12 protein-coding genes and 1 pseudogene are annotated in these 17,505 nt (G+C 59.3%); 3 read left to right on the forward strand and 10 right to left on the reverse strand.

The window, feature by feature from the left end:
* Nucleotides 1-4: 4 nt before the first annotated feature.
* The 3 genes from MAFF_RS29935 to MAFF_RS29945 all read right to left on the reverse strand — a co-directional run bounded on the left by MAFF_RS29935 (nucleotide 5) and on the right by MAFF_RS29945 (nucleotide 3,342).
* Nucleotides 5-1,078, reverse strand: a complete 1,074-nt coding sequence (locus MAFF_RS29935) for an acyltransferase family protein (RefSeq protein WP_010914771.1) — start codon at nucleotides 1,076-1,078, stop codon at nucleotides 5-7.
* Nucleotides 1,075-2,322: an acyltransferase family protein gene (locus MAFF_RS29940; protein ID WP_157866104.1), complete on the reverse strand. Its 1,248-nt coding sequence runs from the start codon at nucleotides 2,320-2,322 to the stop codon at nucleotides 1,075-1,077. Before MAFF_RS29940 ends, MAFF_RS29935 begins: the two co-directional genes overlap by 4 nt.
* A 144-nt stretch (nucleotides 2,323-2,466) precedes the next feature.
* Entirely contained in the window at nucleotides 2,467-3,342 is an 876-nt protein-coding gene (locus MAFF_RS29945) for a class I SAM-dependent methyltransferase (RefSeq protein ID WP_157866105.1), read from the reverse strand.
* Nucleotides 3,343-3,820: 478 nt separating this feature from the next.
* On the opposite strand from MAFF_RS29945, the gene MAFF_RS29950 reads away from it, so the two are divergent.
* Nucleotides 3,821-4,711, forward strand: a complete 891-nt coding sequence (locus MAFF_RS29950) for a glycosyltransferase family 2 protein (RefSeq protein WP_010914774.1) — start codon at nucleotides 3,821-3,823, stop codon at nucleotides 4,709-4,711.
* Nucleotides 4,708-6,702 (forward strand): methyltransferase domain-containing protein, encoded by a 1,995-nt coding sequence (locus tag MAFF_RS29955; RefSeq protein ID WP_010914775.1) that lies wholly within the window; start codon nucleotides 4,708-4,710, stop codon nucleotides 6,700-6,702. Before MAFF_RS29950 ends, MAFF_RS29955 begins: the two co-directional genes overlap by 4 nt.
* A gap of 20 nt (nucleotides 6,703-6,722) precedes the next feature.
* Here MAFF_RS29955 and MAFF_RS29960 read toward each other — a convergent pair whose 3' ends face one another.
* Together MAFF_RS29960 and MAFF_RS29965 are read right to left on the reverse strand one after the other, a co-directional pair.
* Nucleotides 6,723-7,520, reverse strand: a complete 798-nt coding sequence (locus tag MAFF_RS29960; RefSeq protein ID WP_244420652.1) for a DUF427 domain-containing protein — start codon at nucleotides 7,518-7,520, stop codon at nucleotides 6,723-6,725.
* 243 nt (nucleotides 7,521-7,763) lie between these two features.
* Nucleotides 7,764-9,419: pseudogene (locus tag MAFF_RS29965) on the reverse strand (ABC transporter substrate-binding protein).
* A 116-nt stretch (nucleotides 9,420-9,535) separates the two neighbouring features.
* Here MAFF_RS29965 and MAFF_RS29970 point away from each other — a divergent pair.
* Complete coding sequence (locus MAFF_RS29970; protein ID WP_010914779.1) at nucleotides 9,536-10,438, forward strand: LysR family transcriptional regulator; 903 nt, start codon at nucleotides 9,536-9,538, stop codon at nucleotides 10,436-10,438.
* Nucleotides 10,439-10,456: 18 nt separating this feature from the next.
* Here MAFF_RS29970 and MAFF_RS29975 read toward each other — a convergent pair whose 3' ends face one another.
* The 5 genes from MAFF_RS29975 to MAFF_RS29995 form a co-directional block, all read right to left on the reverse strand.
* On the reverse strand, nucleotides 10,457-12,499 hold the full coding sequence (locus MAFF_RS29975; protein ID WP_010914780.1) for a dipeptide ABC transporter ATP-binding protein: 2,043 nt from the start codon (nucleotides 12,497-12,499) through the stop codon (nucleotides 10,457-10,459).
* Nucleotides 12,492-13,370, reverse strand: a complete 879-nt coding sequence (locus tag MAFF_RS29980) for an ABC transporter permease (protein ID WP_010914781.1) — start codon at nucleotides 13,368-13,370, stop codon at nucleotides 12,492-12,494. The genes MAFF_RS29975 and MAFF_RS29980 overlap by 8 nt, the downstream gene beginning before the upstream one ends.
* A complete protein-coding gene (locus MAFF_RS29985; RefSeq protein ID WP_080511973.1) occupies nucleotides 13,367-14,320 on the reverse strand; it encodes an ABC transporter permease in 954 nt (317 codons plus the stop codon). The genes MAFF_RS29980 and MAFF_RS29985 overlap by 4 nt, the downstream gene beginning before the upstream one ends.
* Nucleotides 14,321-14,391: 71 nt before the next feature.
* On the reverse strand, nucleotides 14,392-16,056 hold the full coding sequence (locus MAFF_RS29990; protein WP_010914783.1) for an ABC transporter substrate-binding protein: 1,665 nt from the start codon (nucleotides 16,054-16,056) through the stop codon (nucleotides 14,392-14,394).
* 264 nt (nucleotides 16,057-16,320) lie between these two features.
* On the reverse strand, nucleotides 16,321-17,505 hold the full coding sequence (locus MAFF_RS29995; protein WP_010914784.1) for a mandelate racemase/muconate lactonizing enzyme family protein: 1,185 nt from the start codon (nucleotides 17,503-17,505) through the stop codon (nucleotides 16,321-16,323).

Raw genomic sequence — 17,505 nt, forward strand, 5'->3', positions numbered from 1 at the left:
TGCCTTACGGAGGGACTTCACCGCCATCGATGACAAGGCCGACAGCGGGTCGCGCGCTACCGACTTTAATCCGGCGCCTCGGCTTCAATTTCAAAGCATGTTTCTCGACCAAGTGCCACGAACCCACCCCCGCGGCGATAGACAATACAAGCGAGCTGACGATCATCTCGCTGGCAGAAATTCTGCCATCCAGCAGGTACCAGAGTGTTTGCTGGATCGGGAACGCATACAGGTAAATGCCGTAGGAAAAGTCACCCGGTCTGTCCCATCTGTTGAGAATCGGGAACGACGCGAACCCGAAGGACAGGGCGAAGTAGCTCAGCACCAACCAATTCAGTGTCAGCCTGACATAAGGCGATCCTCCCGGGAAAAGGAAATAGCCGACGAGCAGGGCGGCCGCGACGTACACGTTGAGCGGGATGCGAAACAGTCTGATCATCGCGCCCACCATGAAGAACATCATTACAGAAGCGGCCTGAAAGGCGTCAGTTGCGTAAAACACGATCTGCGGTCCGGTGTAACTCGGGTAATAAAAGCACGCAGCAGCAAGACCGATGAACAGTGCAAAGAATGCATACCCGCGCAGATAGGGGCTGCTCAGCCCGACCGCTGCGACAATGGTATAGCACAGGAATTCGGGCGCAAGGCTCCAGAGTGACCCGTTGACAGCGTTTGGAATTGGGTTGTGTTCAAAAACACCCGGCAGGAAGTAGGTGGTGTAGAGCCACAAATTTCGAAGAAAATAGAGAAGATTAGGGTTGCTGAAATAATCACCGACCGAAAGCGACGTGACGGTCGGACCGAGCACGAAAGCAGTCAGTATCGTGACAACCGCTAGCGCTGGCAAGATGCGCAGACAACGGTTGGCAAAGAAAATCCCAACGGAAGGGTTCCGCTCCCAGCTATCAGTTATGAGATAGCCGCTTATTGCGAAGAAAACCATCACCCCAACCACGGCAACTGATCCGCCGAAAATTTGCGTTTGAATGTGTCCGACAATGGCCTGAGCGTGGCCTATAACGACAATGCATGCCGCGACAAACCGAACGAAGGTCAGGTTGTTTCGTCTCGCGTTCAAGGTTCGCTCTCTTGGTTGGGATGCCTCCACATACCGCCTTGGCCGCCCCTTCTCGATTCCCACAAATCGTCTCCAAGCGCACTAGACCCTGCCTTCGCCTGCACCGCAACTGCCGCCGGGCGCATCAGGCGCCTGGCCAGATTTGACGCCAAACGCGTGGCCGGCGCATCGACGTACCGCTCGAAACATGTGGCTGCCACAAGGACGAACGCCAACGTCGAGGCCAGTACAATTAAGGCGGCTGTCTGGTGATCGAGGCCAAGCTGCAGTTTGAGGACGTAAAGCATCCCGAAACTGAAAGAACAGATGATCGGCCAATGGATCAGGTAGCTGGAATACGACACTCTGCCGAGAAAAACGGGGGCTTTCGACGCAGAGCGCGCCGCGAATGCTGGATTGGCCAGTGTGCCGGCAACCAGAAGCACGGCGCCGAGTGTGTTCATGACCAGCTTTTCCTCGCCGCCCATTACAGGTACCCAGGCATAGAATTCAGAATAGTCAAAGCCACCGCCGATCAACCCGGCCGCGATCAGATACCAGGATATCTTGGACAGATTGTGAGGGCGGTTTAAGAGGCTGCCTCCAAAGATCGCGATGAAATGGACGATGCTTATGTTCGCCCAATTGGTCAGTAGGACCATGGGGAGGTAAGCAAGAAAAGCAACGATGGGCCTCTTCGCTCCAACAATGGCATAGGCTGCAAACAGGAACAGAGATCCAAGCAGCTCAATGCGAATTGTCCACAACGGGGTATTAAGCACCGTTTCTCCAAGAAGTGGTGCCCCGACAAATGCCATGCGAACGGCTTCGACGAAGGATACTGGCTCGTGATACTGCCCATATGGCCACCCTGCGCTCCCAAGGGCGGGGATAAGGTCGTTGTTCATTGCACCCGCCGATAGAAGCGTCCATGCAAAAAACACAGAAACCGCCGCCGGGATAATCAGCCTTGGATAACGCTTGACCGCACCGCTGTAGAGAACGCGAGTGTCGCCAGTCTCATAGAACTTCTTGGTTAGGACATACCCGCTAAGAACGAAGAAGATTGAGACCGCAAAGCTGCCATTGTAGAAGATACTGAAAAATGGCTGGATAGCGATGCTTTCCCACCCGAAAGCTTGGGGGATATTGCTGCTGGGAACCATGTTGTTCGCCAAATACGGGAACAGCGAGAACAGCAGATGACTGAACACGACGCCAAGCGCCGCGATGCCGCGAAGTCCCTCCAGCGCGTCGTTTTTCAATAGTTCTGCCTCTAGATAACTGGGAACAAACGACAACTCCAACCACTGCCGCGATCGTTTCTCAATCCCTGCACACGTGACGGCTAACTCGACGCCTCACAAGACCTTGAACTCATAACTCACATTCGATTCAGGCTCCAAAATTCAACGCCGCCGCATCCAGAAAGCGCCACCGACCGCCATAGCGTTCCTAATTGAAGCCCCTTTGGTGATTGGATCTAATATCGTCAGCAATCCGGCTTGCTGTCTGATATGTGCCATCGGGAGGATTATCTCGTCTCCGCTAGCGCCACCAAGAAGATACATCTGCAACAAATACTGTTCATTGTAGAAGCGTCCCAGCCATTCCTCTGGATAATCAAGCGGAAGGAAGATGTCGTGGATGCCGTAGTAGCAGCCAGAACTCAACGCGGGCAATATCTCAGTAAAAAAGACTGTGACATCAGAGTTTTGAAAGCTGCGATGCGAGTTATCTATGAATACGATATCGCCGGCGCCTAGATCGGAGAACAGTGATAGGTCCGTGTCCTGCAGGCCGGACCTGATCACCCGATCACAGATCCCATCGATCTCCGCGCGTGGAAAAGGATCAACCGATATGATCTTCGTTCTAAGATTGTTGTCGCGAATGGCGCGTCTTGCAAACTTCGTAGAGTTGCCAGATCCAACTTCAACGTAAAAACGCGGATTTAGCTTTGTGAGTAACCCATAGATGCTGATGCCATCAAGCGGCGGCAACCAGTCATTGGACCAGTAAGGTTGTTCTGAGTCTGGTGGTTCATCCGCCGAAATGGCCAAGAGCCGGTCCCGGTAAGTTAAAAATCCCCTCAAAACGTCGCTATAAGCTGCGTCTCTCGCGCTAATAATTGAACGAATTGGACTGCCAGCCGCAAGATCGTCCCATTGCCGGACTCTTGGCCGGTACGGATAATCCATTTCGATGATGAACCCTTGGGCAAGTCTCTGCTCGTTATAAGACCAATAAGCCCTCAGTCGGGTTAGCTCGTCGTGCTCAGCCAAAGGGGTCCTCTTGATTTTGCCATCGACCGTGCTGGCGGATGGCCTTCAACACAACGCATGGGACTTTTGTCAGCGGAGCCTGCGCCTTGTTGAAATCTTCGCTTCAACCTCGCGACTTTTGTGCTCTTAAGCGCCACCGAGTTGTCAACGCGGTTCGGATAGCTCCGCTAACAGATTTGCCAGGCGAGGGCCACAATGTGTTCTGAAATTCAACAAATTTATTGGTCCAAGGCTCGCCCTTGAAGATCGCGGCGCTCGGCAATCGAGGCGATCTTCTGCTTCGTACGGCATGATAAAAATAAGCGAACAGCTTATCATCAGCGGTTGAAATTGGCCACTTGCTGCCCTATCCACGGTTGCTTCATGGCGTTTGCTGGTGCGAGTTCTTCGATCATTCAGACACTGATCGTCGCCCTGCGCCTCGATTGCCGCACGATGGAACGTATTAGCCAGAAATTCCAAAGAGGTCGAATCCGATATGCCGATATCCATACAACAGCAGTCGGTAATTTACAGAACTGACATACATGCAATCGAACGCTCTCTGGAGAGCATCGCCAGAGCCGCGGAGCTTGCTGTACCCTTCGGCGTCAGCGAATTTTGTGTTGTCTATGGAGATTCGTCTCCTGATCCCTGCTTGACCGACGATCAGATATCAGTTCTGAGAAACAGGTTCTCCAATATCACGATAAAATATGATTTCTTCAATGAAAATTTGGGATCGGCAGGTGGTCACAATCGTCTGGCTGCGGCAGCGACCGCTGACTTTATCCTGATCCAAAATCCCGATGTTGTCCCGGCTCCGCGCCTCTTGGAGAATTTGATCGCCCCTTTTTCCGAAAAAGGGATTGGGATGGTGGAGGCGAAGCAGATTCCGATAGAGCATCCAAAGGAGTACGACACGCAAACTGGCGATACGTCTTGGGCTAGCACTGCGTGCGCGATTGTTAGAAGAGATACGTACGAGCGGATCGAAGGGTTCGACGCGAAGACCTTCTTCCTGTACTGCGATGACGTTGATTTTTCGTGGCGGGTACGCGAGTTGGGATTGCGAGTTGTCTTCCAGCCCGCTGCTGTTGCATTCCATGACAAGCGGCTATCAACGCAAGGTGGATGGCAGCCCTCTTCATCCGAGAGGTTTTACTCTGCGGAGGCTGCGCTTCTTCTTACCTACAAATGGTCTCGCGAAGATTTGACCGAGAAAATACTTGATGACTTTATCCAGTTTGGAGATGAGTTTCAGAAGAGAGCTGTTGTCGAGTTTAATAAGAGGAAAGAGAGTGGCTTGTTGCCAAAGCAGAGGGACCAAAATCGAGCAGTAGCTCAGTTTGTCGATGGAAACTATGCAAAGCATAGGTATGCAATATGATTACTAATGCCTTCAACGAATATAAAAATGAATACGCGTTTGACAATGTTTACGGTCATTTAATAGAAATATTGAAGCGCAATTTGGATATTTCAACGGAGTCGGGCGTCGTTCACCTTGATATCGGCTGCGGTTATGGTGCTATCGCTGAACATATTACCGGAGAAGTTGGAAGGGTTTATGTCGGGATCGATGCGAACAAAAGCGGCTTGAAATCGCTGAAAGATCGGGGATTTGAAACCCATGAGCATTTCCTGGAAAGCCAAGAAGACGCGCTTTCCTTTTTTGAACGTGTCATTGGCGATCGTAAACTGGGTTCGATCTCCATGTTAGACACTCTTGAGCATCTTCCTAACGGCCTTTCGATTCTGAAGGCTATAGCTACGCTCGCGAGCAAGCACAGCGCCATGGTGGCAATTAGTGTTCCGAATATTCAACATCGTGACATCGGTTTCAAACTCGCATTGGGGTCGATAGCCTACACGGATGCCGGACTTCTGGACCACACGCATGTGATGATGTACGACTACGATCACCTGGATCGTGTTCTTCGCCATGCTGGACTTCGTATCTGCGATCAGAATCATGTCAGAGTTAATCACAGCGATCAGTTCTTTCCGCGAGACCACCCTGTTCTTCAGAATGCTACCACAATTCGGACTTTCCTGAAATACGTCAGGGCGAACGTTAACGATCAGGACCAAATAAACCAGTTCGTGGTGGCGGCGCTACCCTGTGAGCCAATTACCGGGCCCACCTTTGAAGCTGTCCGCGACGTCGACCGACCATTTCTGTCCATTGTCACCAGGACCCAAGGCAAGCGTATTCATACCTTGGTCGAGTACTTCACGTGTCTTGCCGGGCAGGTGTGTCGCGACTTCGAGGTTTTTGTCGTAGGCCATCGCCTGTCGTTGGAAAGGCAGATAGCAATAGAGCAAGTCATTGAAGATTTGCCTCTATGGCTCAGGGATAAGACAAAGTTGATCAGGGTTGATCACGGAAATAGAACCCATCCGTTGAATGTAGGCTTTGCGCAGGCGAACGGTCGATATATTGCGATCCACGATGATGATGACATTCCAATGGGCCACTGGGTTGACAGTTTTCGGAAGCTCGCTATTGAAAATGATGGTGCATTGTTAAGATGCGTATCTTCGCTGCAGCATGTGGAGACGGTTTCCCTCAGAGGGCGAGATGGAGTTAGATCGATTGGGAAAACAGGACCATTTCCTTCGGAATTTGATTTTATTCAGCACCTGAGTGGTAATTACTCGCCCAACAATACACTCGCCTTTCCGAGGGGGGTTTTCCATCATTTGAACATGAGATTTGACGAAAACCTTACCACGACAGAGGATTGGGACTACATCATGCGTGTAGCCAGCGTGGTTGGCGTTGCATCAAGCCCAGAGATTACCGGGACCTATCAATGGTGGGAGAAGGGTAACTCGTTGGCTATGCATACAGACAACGAATGGGCGCTGAACAAGGCTTGGATACAAGAAAAACTGGACGCACGGCCCATCCTCATTCCGGCTGGAACCGTCAGAAAGATTCTCAGTCTGTGGGAGCATGCAAATAATGTGGCAACGCAGTTGGATGCAGTTTCTCATAGGAATGCTATTATCGAAGGGCAATTGGGTGCGATGTCTCAATATGACATCGATGTCCAAGCGCAGATGAAAGCAATTTCTGATCATGTGAATTTCTTGAAGAGCGAAATTGACAGAAACCGAAATGAGGCTGTCGATCAGCAGTACTTGTTGCGTGAAATTGGTGATATTATCGACTCGACCTCTTGGAAACTGTCGGCACCCATGCGTTGGCCGAAGAGAATATTGGGTGCCCGTAGCTCAAGATTGACGGATCACCTTGGTTCGTCTGTGCAGCAGTTACAAGAAACGAAGAGAAGGCTTTTGTCATCCAGATCATGGCGCGCTACTAGACCCATGCGCGCCGTAGCAAGGTTATTTAAAGTGCATCCCATTTGAAAGGGTTGGGGTGTCGTGGCTCAGAAATAGCCGTCCGATGCCGCCGTGGCTTCCTTCGAGATATCGACGCCGTCGACCAGGATTTTGTCGACCAGTTCGTGATGGAAGCAGACCAGTCCCTTGATGCGCTCGGCCTCATGCACCGGCTCGGGATAGTACCAGACGAGATTCTCGTGCCGCTTCTGGGGCGTCGTCACGTGATAGTAGTTGGAGATGCCCTTGTAGGGGCAGCGTGAAATGTAGCGGCTGGGCGCGAACATATCGAGCCGCGTGTCCGAGATCGGCAGATAGTGACGCACCGGATGGCCGGTCTCGAACAGGAACACGCCACGGCGTGAATCGGCGACCTGCTCGCCGTCGAGGATGACCTGCACCCGCCGCGAGGAGGGTAGGCAATCGACCCGGCGGAACGGGTCGCGGGCGTGGACGAAGATCTCTTCGTCTTCCTCGTACCAGTGCGTCATCTTGGGCCAATAGAAGGACATGTAGCCCGACAGGTCAGGCGATCCCTTGACCGGATCGAGATAGCGCCAGGCGGCGTCCTCGACCAGCGTGATGCCGGTGTTCAGCGAATAATGCGTGGCGACGCCCTTGAACGGACTCTCTGTCGTCGTCCTGCTCGGCAACAGGAACTCCTCGCGCACGTCACTCATCGGAAAATAGTAAACCGGCAGATGATCGGATTCGTAGAGCACCAGCGCCTTGGTCGTATCGGCGACGATCATCGATCCCACCTGAACGCGCAGCCGTTTCTGCATCGGCATGGTGAAGGCGACATAGCCCGGCTCGAACTCATACTGCATGATGGTGTCGAGCAAGGGGAAATGCGGTCCGCGACCGCGCAAATGAGGCTTGCGAATGGTAGTCTCCCGTTTCTTGTCTTTTGTCATCGAGCGTTGGCGCACAGCGAGATGAACCTGGATTGAACTGTTGCCGGAGAGGGTTTCCGGGCGGCGGGCTTCCCTTGCATCGAGCCCCTCGAACGATGGCCCCCCATCGCTCTTCGCAGCCTGCCAGCGGATAGCCTCGCCGCCCGAAAGCGGAATTGTCCAATCCAGCCTCTATCCCAGCGACACGCGATCGAGCAGCAGACCGGCGGCGATCGGCGGCAGGCCGCTGACATTCTTGCGCACCGGCACCAGCAGATCCGGGAAATAGCTGAAAATGACCGGCGTTTCGTCGAGCAGCAGTTTCTGGATGTCGGAGGCCGCCGCGCGCTGCGCGCCGATGTCGAGCGCCTTGAGATAGGAAGTGACCATGCCGTCATAGGCGGGGTCTTTGAAATGCGCCGCATTCCACGGGCCGTCGCTGACCAGCGGGCTCTTGAGAAAGACGTTCGGCACGCTGCGGTGGGCGTAGTCGGTGATCCCCAACGGGCTGTCCAGCCAGTCCGACTGGCCGAACACCGCCTTGCCGTAATATTTGTCCTGATCCTCGATGTTGAGCGCGATGCGGGCGCCGATCTCCTTGGCGAAATTCTGGAACAGCTGCGCGTAGCCTGGAATGTCGGAATAGCGCAGCGTCGTCAGCGTGATGTCGAAGCCGCTGGCGAGGCCGGCCGCCTCCATGAGCTGCTTGGCCTTGGCGATGTCCTGAACGCGCTGCGGCGCCGTCTTGTCGGTGGCGGGAAAGGCCGGCGCGAACGGGCTGTCATTGCCGGTCGCCGCCATGCCGCGGCACAGGCCATCGACCAGCTTGGAGCGGTCGATGCTGAGCGCCAGCGCCTGGCGCACGCGCTTGTCGGTGAAGGGACCGGTGTCGCAGCGCATGTGCAACTGGCGGTGCGCGGTCGAGGCGACCCGCAGCACCGTGATGTCGGGGCTGTTCAGCACCACCTGGCTGACGTCGAGCGGTACGGCATCGAGGACGTCGACCTCGCCGGCCTGCAGCGCCAGGATGCGCGGCTGCACGTCGCCGTAGAATTTGAACTCGAGCCGGTCGGGCAGCGCCTTCTCGCCCCAATAGTCCTCGTTGCGCACGAAGGTCGCGCCGACCTTCGGCGTGTAGCTCTCGAGCCGGAACGGCCCGGTGCCCTCAAAGGTCTTCTCGTAATCGCCCTTGTAGCTCGCCGGCAGGATGACGGCGTTGTAATTGTCGATCGATACCGAATAGGGAAAGCTGCCGTTCGGCGCATCGAGATGGAAGGCGACGGTATGGTCGTCGACTTTCTGCGTGCCGCCTTTCGACAGCAGGCCCTTGAACACCGAAAGCGCGTTCGAGGCGCCGTTGGGGTCGGCCAGTCGATCGAAGGTCGCCACCACATCGTCGGCCTTGAAATCCTCGCCATTGTGGAATTTCACGCCCTTGCGCAGCTTGAAGGTCCAGACACTGCCGTCCGCGTTCGGCGACCAGCTTTCCGCCAGCACCGGCTTCAAGGTGAGATCCGGCTACGTAATGCAGAGGAATTCGGCGGTCTGGAAAACCAGCTGGTAGCTGCCGCTGTCATAATAGGTGACGGGATCGATGGCGCCGCCTGGCGTGGCAACGCCGGCGCGCACCGTGCCGCCCGGCTTGCCTTCGGCGCGGGCCTTCTGCGTGCCGAGGCCGGCGGCCGCGACAAGGCTGCCCAGGAACGGCAGCGAAAGGCCGAGCACGCTGCCATGGCGCAGGAAATCGCGGCGGCAGAGCCTGCCGGCCAGCAAGTCGTCGACAGCGGAATTTTCGATTGCCGTCAGGTTTTTGCGAGCGGCGTCGATCGTCATGAAATGCCTTGGCATGGCTGCATACCTCGCTTGCTCTCCGGGGATCGGCCATTTAGGTCATTGTTGACCGCGACCGGAAAGCGATATTTTTTGATAGGGTCCATCGAAATTTTCGATGCAAGGTGCAAGCCATGGATACCGAGAACCTGCGCAGTTTCCTCGAGGTCGCCGAACATGGCAGCTTCACCCTTGCGGCCGGCCGGCTCAACCTTGCGCAATCCACCGTCAGCGCGCGGATCAGGGGGCTGGAGGAGCAGTTGGGGCGCCGGCTTTTCGTGCGCGACCGCGACGGCGTCACGCTCACGCCGGCTGGCCGGCAGTTCCTGCCGCACGCCTCCTCCATCACCCGCACCTGGGAGCAATCCAGGCAGGACATCGCCGTTCCCGACGGCTATGACAGCCTGCTGCGGCTGACCGCTCCCGCCTATCTGTGGGACCGTATCACCTCGCCATGGGTCGAGTGGATGCGCGCCAGGCGGCCGAACGTGGCGCTGCGGCTGGAAGGCAGTTTTCCGGATCTGGCCATCGACCAACTGGCGGAAGGCCTGCTCGACATTTGCATCCTCTATCTGCCGCGCCCGCACCCCGGCATCGTCTATGAGACACTGGCCGTCGATCAGGTCGTGCTGGTCCAGCATGCGGCGCAGACCAAGCCGTGGGCCGAAAACTACATATTGATGGACTGGGGGCTGGAATTCCGCATCGAGCACGACCGCGCCTTTGCCGGCATGGTCAAGCCGGCGATTTCCGCGGGGCTGGTCTTCATCGGGCTGCAGCATGTGCTGTCACGGCAGGCCGCCGCCTATCTGCCGCTCAGCGCCGTCAGCGGCCATATCGAGCGCGGCGAGATGCGGCGCATCGACAACACGCCGGTGTTCCAGCGGCCAATCTATCTCGCCTATCCCTCGAATCCCGTCTCGTCGGATGTCCTGGATGTCGCGCTGACGGGCTTGCGCTCGCTGGCCCGGAACTGGACCAGTGATCAGGGTTTTTCGGAAGGCGACCGTTCCCTGGGCGTGGCCGGCCTGAGGTAGCCGGCCGGCGATATCTTGCTATGCCGGTTCGGTCGCGGCTGCTTTCTGCAGCCTTGCCAGCTCCGCATAGGGGATATGGCAGCGAATCGAATGGCCGGGCTGTGCCTCGGCGAGCGGCGGCTCCTGCTGCTCGCAGATCGGGCCGATCTTGCGCGGGCAGCGCGTGTTGAAGACGCAGCCCGGGGGCGGGTTGGTGGCGCTGGGGATTTCGCCGTCGAGCCGGATGCGCGCCGTCTCGGTCTGGTCGAGCTTCGGCACGGCCGACAGCAGCGCCTCGGTATAGGGATGATGCGGGCCGGAAAAGACGTCTTCCGACGGTCCGAGTTCCATGATGCGGCCGAGATAGAGCACGGCGATCTTGTCGGAGAGGTAACGCACAACGCCAAGATCGTGCGAGATGAAGATGTAGCTGACATCCTCCTTCGATTGCAGGTCGGCGAGCAGGTTGAGGATCGCCGCCTGGACGGAGACGTCGAGTGCCGAGGTCGGCTCGTCGCAGACGACAATGCGCGGATCGCCGGCGAAGGCGCGCGCAATGGCGACGCGCTGCTTCAGGCCGCCCGAGAGCTGGCGCGGCTTGACGGCCAGATGGCGGTCGGTGAGGCGCACCGAGCGGACGAGATCGTCGAGGCGCGCCTCCTGCGCCGTGCCGGAGAGGCCGGCCAGCCGCTTCAAGGCGCGGCCGAGAATGTGGCGGATCGAATGCGAGCGGTTAAGCGCGGAGTCCGGGTTCTGGAAGACGATCTGCATCGCCTTGACCTGGTCGTCGCCGCGGTTCTCCAGCTTCGGCGCCAGCGCCTTGCCCTCGAGTTCGATGGTGCCGCCATCATCGGGCGGCACCAGACCGAGCAGCAGCCTGGCGAAAGTGGTCTTGCCGCTGCCGGATTCGCCGACCAGCCCCAGCGTCTCGCCGGGCCGCAGATCAAGCGAGACATCCTTGACGGCGCGCAAGGGATGGCCGTGGCTGGCATAGGTCTTGTTCAGCCCGGCGACGCGCAGCACCGGCGCGGTTGTCGGCTTGGGCGCTGTCGCAACATCGCTCGGTGTGGCGCGCGGCAGAGCCTGCGCCTTGTCGTGGTGGAAGCAGCGCGACAGGCGCTTGCCGCGCTCGTCGCTCAGATCATAGAGCGGTGGCAATTCGGTGCGGCAGCGATTGTCGGCGAGCGCACAGCGGTCGGCAAAGGCACAGCCCTTGATGTCAGCGCCTATGCCGGGCAGGAAGCCCGGAATGGTGTCGAGCCGGCCCTGGTCCTTGCGCTGGCCGCCGCGTGGCAGGCAGCGCAGCAGCGCGACCGTATAGGGATGGCGCGGATCATTGAAGACGACATCCGTCGGCCCTTCCTCGACCAGCATGCCGGCATAGAGCACGCCGACACGGTCGCACATGTTGGAGACGACGGCGAGGTTGTGGCTGATGAACAGGATCGAGGCCGAGAGCTCTTGCCTGAGCTGTGCGATGAGGTCGAGCACCTCGGCCTCGACCGTTGCATCGAGGCCGGTGGTCGGCTCGTCGAGGATCAGCATCGAGGGATCGTTGGCCAGCGCCATGGCGATCGCCACGCGCTGCTGCATGCCGCCGGAGAGCTGGTGCGGATAGCGCTGCATGACGCTTGGCGGATCGGAGATGCGCACGCGGTTGAGCATGGCGATGGCGCGATCGGTCGCCGCCTGTCCCGTGATACCGCCAAGCTCGAAGATCTCGGTCAGTTGCCGGCCGATGCGGATCGACGGGTTCAGCGCCTTGCCGGGATCCTGATAGACCATTGAGACGCTTTCGGCGCGCGCCCGCCGCAAGGCCTCGGCATCGAGCTTCATGACGTCCTGGCCGTCGAGCGAGATCGCGCCGCCCGATATCGAGCCATTTCGTGGCAAATAGCGCACGACGGTGAGCGCCACGGTGGATTTGCCGCAGCCGGATTCGCCGACCAGCCCATAGGCCTCGCCCTGCCTGATGTTGAGGCTGAGATTGCGCAGCACGGCGCGGTTGCGCCCGGCCACCCGGTAGGCGACCGACAGATCGTGCAGTTCGAGGGCGTTTTCAGCCTTTGCGGAACTAGTCATTGAGCGCTCCATGCACGCCGTCGGCCACAAGGTTGACACCGATCACCAGCGAGGCGATGGCGAGCGCGTCGAACAGCACCGTCCACCAGAAGCCGCCGCCGATCATGCCGTAATTCGAGGAGATCGACAGCCCCCAGTCGGGCGAGGGCGGCTGGATGCCAAAACCCATGAAGGAGAGCGTGGCGACCGCGAAGATGGCGTAGCCAAGCCGCACGGTGGTCTCGACCAGGATCGGCGGGATGACATTGGGCAGGATCTCGACGAACATCGTGTGGAAGGCGCTCTCATGCCTCAGCTGCGCGGCGGCGACATAATCGAGTTCGCGCTCGGCCAGCACCGCCGAGCGCACGGTGCGCGCAATGATCGGCGCGAAGCTCAAGCCGATGACGACGATGACGGTGGCCTTGGACGTACCGAGCGCGACGATGGCGAGCAGCGCGACGATGACCACGGGGATCGCCATGAAGGCTTCGAGAATGCGGCTGACGACATCGTCGACGATGCCGCGGAAATAGCCGGTGAGCAGGCCGAGTGCCGTGCCGGCAATTGTCGCCAGCAAGGTCGCCAGCGGGGCGACGGTGAGGATGTCGCGCGAGCCGACGATGACGCGCGAGAAGACGTCGCGGCCGATCTGGTCGGTGCCGAACCAGTGTTCGGACGACGGCGGCGCCAGCGCGTTGATGATGTCGTCGGCAAGCGGGTCATAGGGCGCGAAGTGCTCGCCGAACAGCGCGCAGGCGACCCAGAACAGCACGATGGCAAGACCGACAAGGAAGGTTCGCGAACGCATGAGCGAGGAAGAGACTTCCGCCATGGGGCTGCGCCGGCGCGTGTCGTCTTGCGGGGGAGAGGTGGTCTGGACGGCGCTCATTGGTCTGACCCCAGCCGGATGCGCGGATTGAGCACGGAATAGAGGAAGTCGGCGATCAATGTCGCCACGGCATAGACGATGCCGATGGTGAGGATGCCCGATTCCAGCATCGGGAAATCCTTGCCGCGCGCGGCGGTGAAGATCAGCGAACCGATACCCTGGTAGCGGAACAGCGTCTCGATCACCACCAGGCCGCCGATGAGATAGCCGGTCTGGGTGGCGATGACGGTGATGGTCGGCAGCAGCGCATTGCGCAGCACATGGCGCCAGATCACCGTGCGCCAGGGCAGGCCCTTGAGTACCGCCGTTCTTGTATAGTCGGAATCGAGCGCCTCGATCATGCCGGAACGCGCCATGCGGGCGATATAGCCGAACAGCACCAGGAACAGCGGCACCGACGGCAGGATCAAATAATACAGCTGGGTAAAGAAGCCGGCGTTCTTGGGCCATGCCGCCGAGATCGGCAGCCAGCGCAGCCACACACCGAAGATCAGGATCAGGATGATGCCGGTGACGAACTCCGGCAGCACCGTCACCGACAGGCCGCCAAGGCTGATGATGCGGTCGAGCGGCCGGTTGAGATTGAGCGCCGCGATGACCCCGCCGAGGATGCCGATCGGCACCACCAGCACGAAGGCGACCGCGGCCAGCTTCATCGAATTGCCCAAGGCGTCGATGACGAACGGCGCCACTGGCGAGCGGAAGATGTAGGACGTGCCCATGTCGCCGCGGATGAAATTCCAGATCCAGGTCGCATATTGGGTGAGCAGCGGGCGATCGACGCCCAGCGTATGATTGAGCGCGTCGACCGCGCGCTGGTCGGCAAACGGCCCCAGGATCGCGCGCCCGACATTGCCGGGCAGCACCTGGCCGCCCAGGAACACCATGATGCTGAGCAGGAACAATGTAACCAGCGACAGCGACACACGCCGTGCAAAGAAGGAGAGAATGGCTAAGACTCCTTGTGGAGCCAGCCCCCACGCGGGAGCTGGCTGTTAGAGGATTGGCTTTCCCTTTCGTTTTAGGCCTTCGATGCCTTTTCGAGGAACAGCTGCGACATGGCGGTCGGCTGCACGCCGGCCACGCCCTTCGCCGTCGCCGTCAGGTAGTCGTAAAAGTAGCCGAAAATGACAGGCGTTTCCTCGAGCAGCAGCTTCTGGATCTTGCCGGCGTCGGCCTTCTGCGCCTCGAGGTCGAGCGCGGCGATGTAGCTGTTGGCCAGCGTGTCGTAGTCCTTGTTCTTGAAGTGCGCCGCGTTCCAGGTGCCGTCGCTCTTCAGCGGGGCGGCGAGATAGACATTCGGCACGCCGCGGTGGCCGTAGTCGGTGATGCCCATCACCGAGTCCAGCCAGTTCGACTTGCCGAACACGGCGTCGCCGTAATACGCGCCCTGGTCGAGGATGTTGAGCTCGAGCTCGATGCCGATCTCCTTGACCCAGTTCTGGATGAGCTGGGCGTATTCGGGAATTTCCAGGTAGCGCTCGGTGGTCAGCGTCACCTTGAAACCCTTGCCGGCGCCGGCCGCTTCCATCAACTGCTTGGCCTGCGCGATGTCCTGCTTGCGCTGCGGCACGCTGGTATCGGTCGAAGGATAGGCAGGCGCGAACGGGCTGTCATTGCCGGCCGAAGCGCGGCCCTTCATCAGGCCGGCGACCAGCTTGTCGCGATCGATGCTGAGCGCGATGGCGCGGCGCACGCGCGGGTCCTTGAACGGATCGGAATCGCAGCGCAGATGCAATTGCTGGTGCGCAACCGACTTCAGGCTGATGATGTCGACGCTCGGATCATTGAGCAAGGCGACGCCCGCGAGCACCGGCATCTGGTTGATGATATCGATCTGTCCGCCCTGCAGCGCCAGGATCTGCGGCTGCATGTCGGCGAAGAAGGTGAATTCGGTGCGCTCCGGCAGTGCCTTTTCGCCCCAATAGTCCTCGTTGCGGACGAAGGAGGCGCCGACCTTGGCCGTGTATTTTTCGATCTTGAACGGGCCGGTGCCGTCGAAGCTTTTCTCGTAGTCGCCCTTGTAGCTCGCCGGGATGATGACGGCGTTGTAGTTGTCCGACGACACCATGTAGGGGAAGTTGCCGTTCGGCGCGTCGAGGTGGAACTCCACCGTGTAGTCGTCGACCTTCTTGGTGGCGCCCTTCTGCAGGATGCCGGTGAACACCGACAGCGCGTTGGACGAGTTTGCCGGGTCGGCGAGGCGGTCGATGCTGGCCACGACATCGTCGGCCTTCATCTCGCCGCCGGAGTGGAATTTCACGCCCTTGCGCAGCTTGAAGGTCCACACCGTGCCGTTGTCGTTCGGCTTCCAGCTTTCGGCCAGCGCCGGCTTGAGCACCAGGTCGGGGCCGTCGACGCAGAGGAATTCGGCAACCTGCTGCAGGATCAGCAGGCCGCCGGCATCGGCGATGGTGACCGGGTCGATGGTTGCCGCCGGCACGCTGCTGCCGACACGGATGGTCGCGCCGGGCGCGCCCTGGGCGCGGGCGAGCGACGGCATGCCACCGAGGCCGGCGGCCGTGGTGATGCCGCCCAGAAGCGGCAGCGACAGGCCGAGCAGGCTGCCGTGGCGAATGAAGTCGCGGCGGCTGATACGGCCGTCGACGAGACCGTCGATGAGATGGTTTTCGAGCGGCGAGCGATTGCGCCGGATCAGGTCGAGAATGCGGTAATTCTTGCTCATGGGTTTAACCCTTTCCCCTTGTTTCTTATGGCTGAAGAATGCACTTCCGGTTGACGAAATTCCGTGGAGTTCTCCTGTCCCGGTCATCAACGAAGTCGGTCGACCGGGACTGTAGCATGCTGTCTTTGCTGGTCCATCCGCTCCTTGCGGCGCGGGGGTCAGATTTTCTTGAGGCCATGCTTTCACCCGTCAGGCCCTGCCATGGCGATCCAGATCGCTGCGGCGGACACTTGTGTTGGCTAGTCTCCTTTCCTTCTCGTTCTCCTAGTTCAGCGGCAGGCGGCGATATGTTCCGGGCTTTGCCGGGTCATGATATTTGTTGCACGGGCCGTTCTCGGCGAAATCGCGATGGCAGGCGGCGAGGTTTTTCCGCGACAAGGTGACGCCGAGACCGGGACCTTCCGGCACGCGCACGACATTGTTCCTCGGCGAAAACGGCCCTTCCTCGGTGATGTCCATGGGCTGCATGCGAAACAGCGACTGGTTCGGCTCCCGGATCCAGCCGAGCGCCGCGCACAGATGCAGATAGGCCGCGCTGCCGATGCCGCTGTCGCCGCTGTAGCACCAGAAATCGACGCCGGCGTGCTCGCAGGCGCCGACGAAACGCAGCAGGCGGCCGATGCCGCCATGCGCGGTCGGATTGCCGACGAAGGCATCGGGGACCTTGAGGTCCATGGCGCGCGCAATGTCGATATTGTGGGTCGAGAACGGGATCGAGCAATGCTGCCGCAACTGGCGCATCTCCTCGATGGTCGCCACCGGATCCTCCCAGTTGCGCACGCCGAGCTCTTCGAGCGGCCGCGCCAGCCGTCGCGCCGTCGCCAGCGAATAGGCCTGGTTGGAATCGATGCGGATCATCGCCTCGTCGCCGAGCTTTGCGCGGATCAGCTCGACCATTCTGAGCGAGACTTTCGGGTCCTCGGTCGAGAACTTGCCTTCGAAGAAGGTCGTTCCATGCGTCTCGTGCAGCTCGACGCAATAGTCGGCGACTTCTTCCGGCGTCGTCTCGCCTTTCACCTTCGGCCCGTCGCCGCGCAGCGAAAAATAGTCGGTGAACGGGATGTCCTTGCGCACGGCGCCGCCGAGCAGCTGGTAGAGCGGCTGGTTCCACGCCTTGCCGCGCAGGTCCCACAACGCCATCTCGATCGCACCGAAAGCCATGATGCGGGTGCGGTCGTTGATCGACTGCACACCGGTCCAGTAGGGCAGGCAGACATGCTCGGCGCCGGCGATGTCGAAGGCATCGCGCCCGACCAGGCGCTCGGCCAGAACATCATTGATGATCGCGGCCGCCGCCGGCGTCGGCGCTTCGCCGAGGCCGATCAGCCCATCCTCGGTCTCGACCTCGACAATGGTCTGCGAAAACCCGTCGAGCTCGCCGAACACCCAGCCATAGGGCGCTTCGAGACGAAGATTGATCGGCGTGGCCGTGATGCTGCGGATCTTCAT

Source organism: Mesorhizobium japonicum MAFF 303099 (genome assembly GCF_000009625.1).
Lineage (GTDB): Bacteria > Pseudomonadota > Alphaproteobacteria > Rhizobiales > Rhizobiaceae > Mesorhizobium > Mesorhizobium japonicum.

Excerpts from the sequence above, each read along its gene's own strand:
- MAFF_RS29990 (WP_010914783.1), bottom strand. The coding sequence starts at position 16,056 with ATGAGCAAGAATTACCGCATTCTCGACCTGATCCGGCGCAATCGCTCG.
- MAFF_RS29980 (WP_010914781.1), bottom strand. The coding sequence starts at position 13,370 with ATGAGCGCCGTCCAGACCACCTCTCCCCCGCAAGACGACACGCGCCGG.
- MAFF_RS29970 (WP_010914779.1), top strand. The coding sequence starts at position 9,536 with ATGGATACCGAGAACCTGCGCAGTTTCCTCGAGGTCGCCGAACATGGC.
- MAFF_RS29950 (WP_010914774.1), top strand. The coding sequence starts at position 3,821 with ATGCCGATATCCATACAACAGCAGTCGGTAATTTACAGAACTGACATA.
- MAFF_RS29955 (WP_010914775.1), top strand. The coding sequence starts at position 4,708 with ATGATTACTAATGCCTTCAACGAATATAAAAATGAATACGCGTTTGAC.
- MAFF_RS29995 (WP_010914784.1), bottom strand. The coding sequence starts at position 17,505 with ATGAAGATCCGCAGCATCACGGCCACGCCGATCAATCTTCGTCTCGAA.
- MAFF_RS29975 (WP_010914780.1), bottom strand. The coding sequence starts at position 12,499 with ATGACTAGTTCCGCAAAGGCTGAAAACGCCCTCGAACTGCACGATCTG.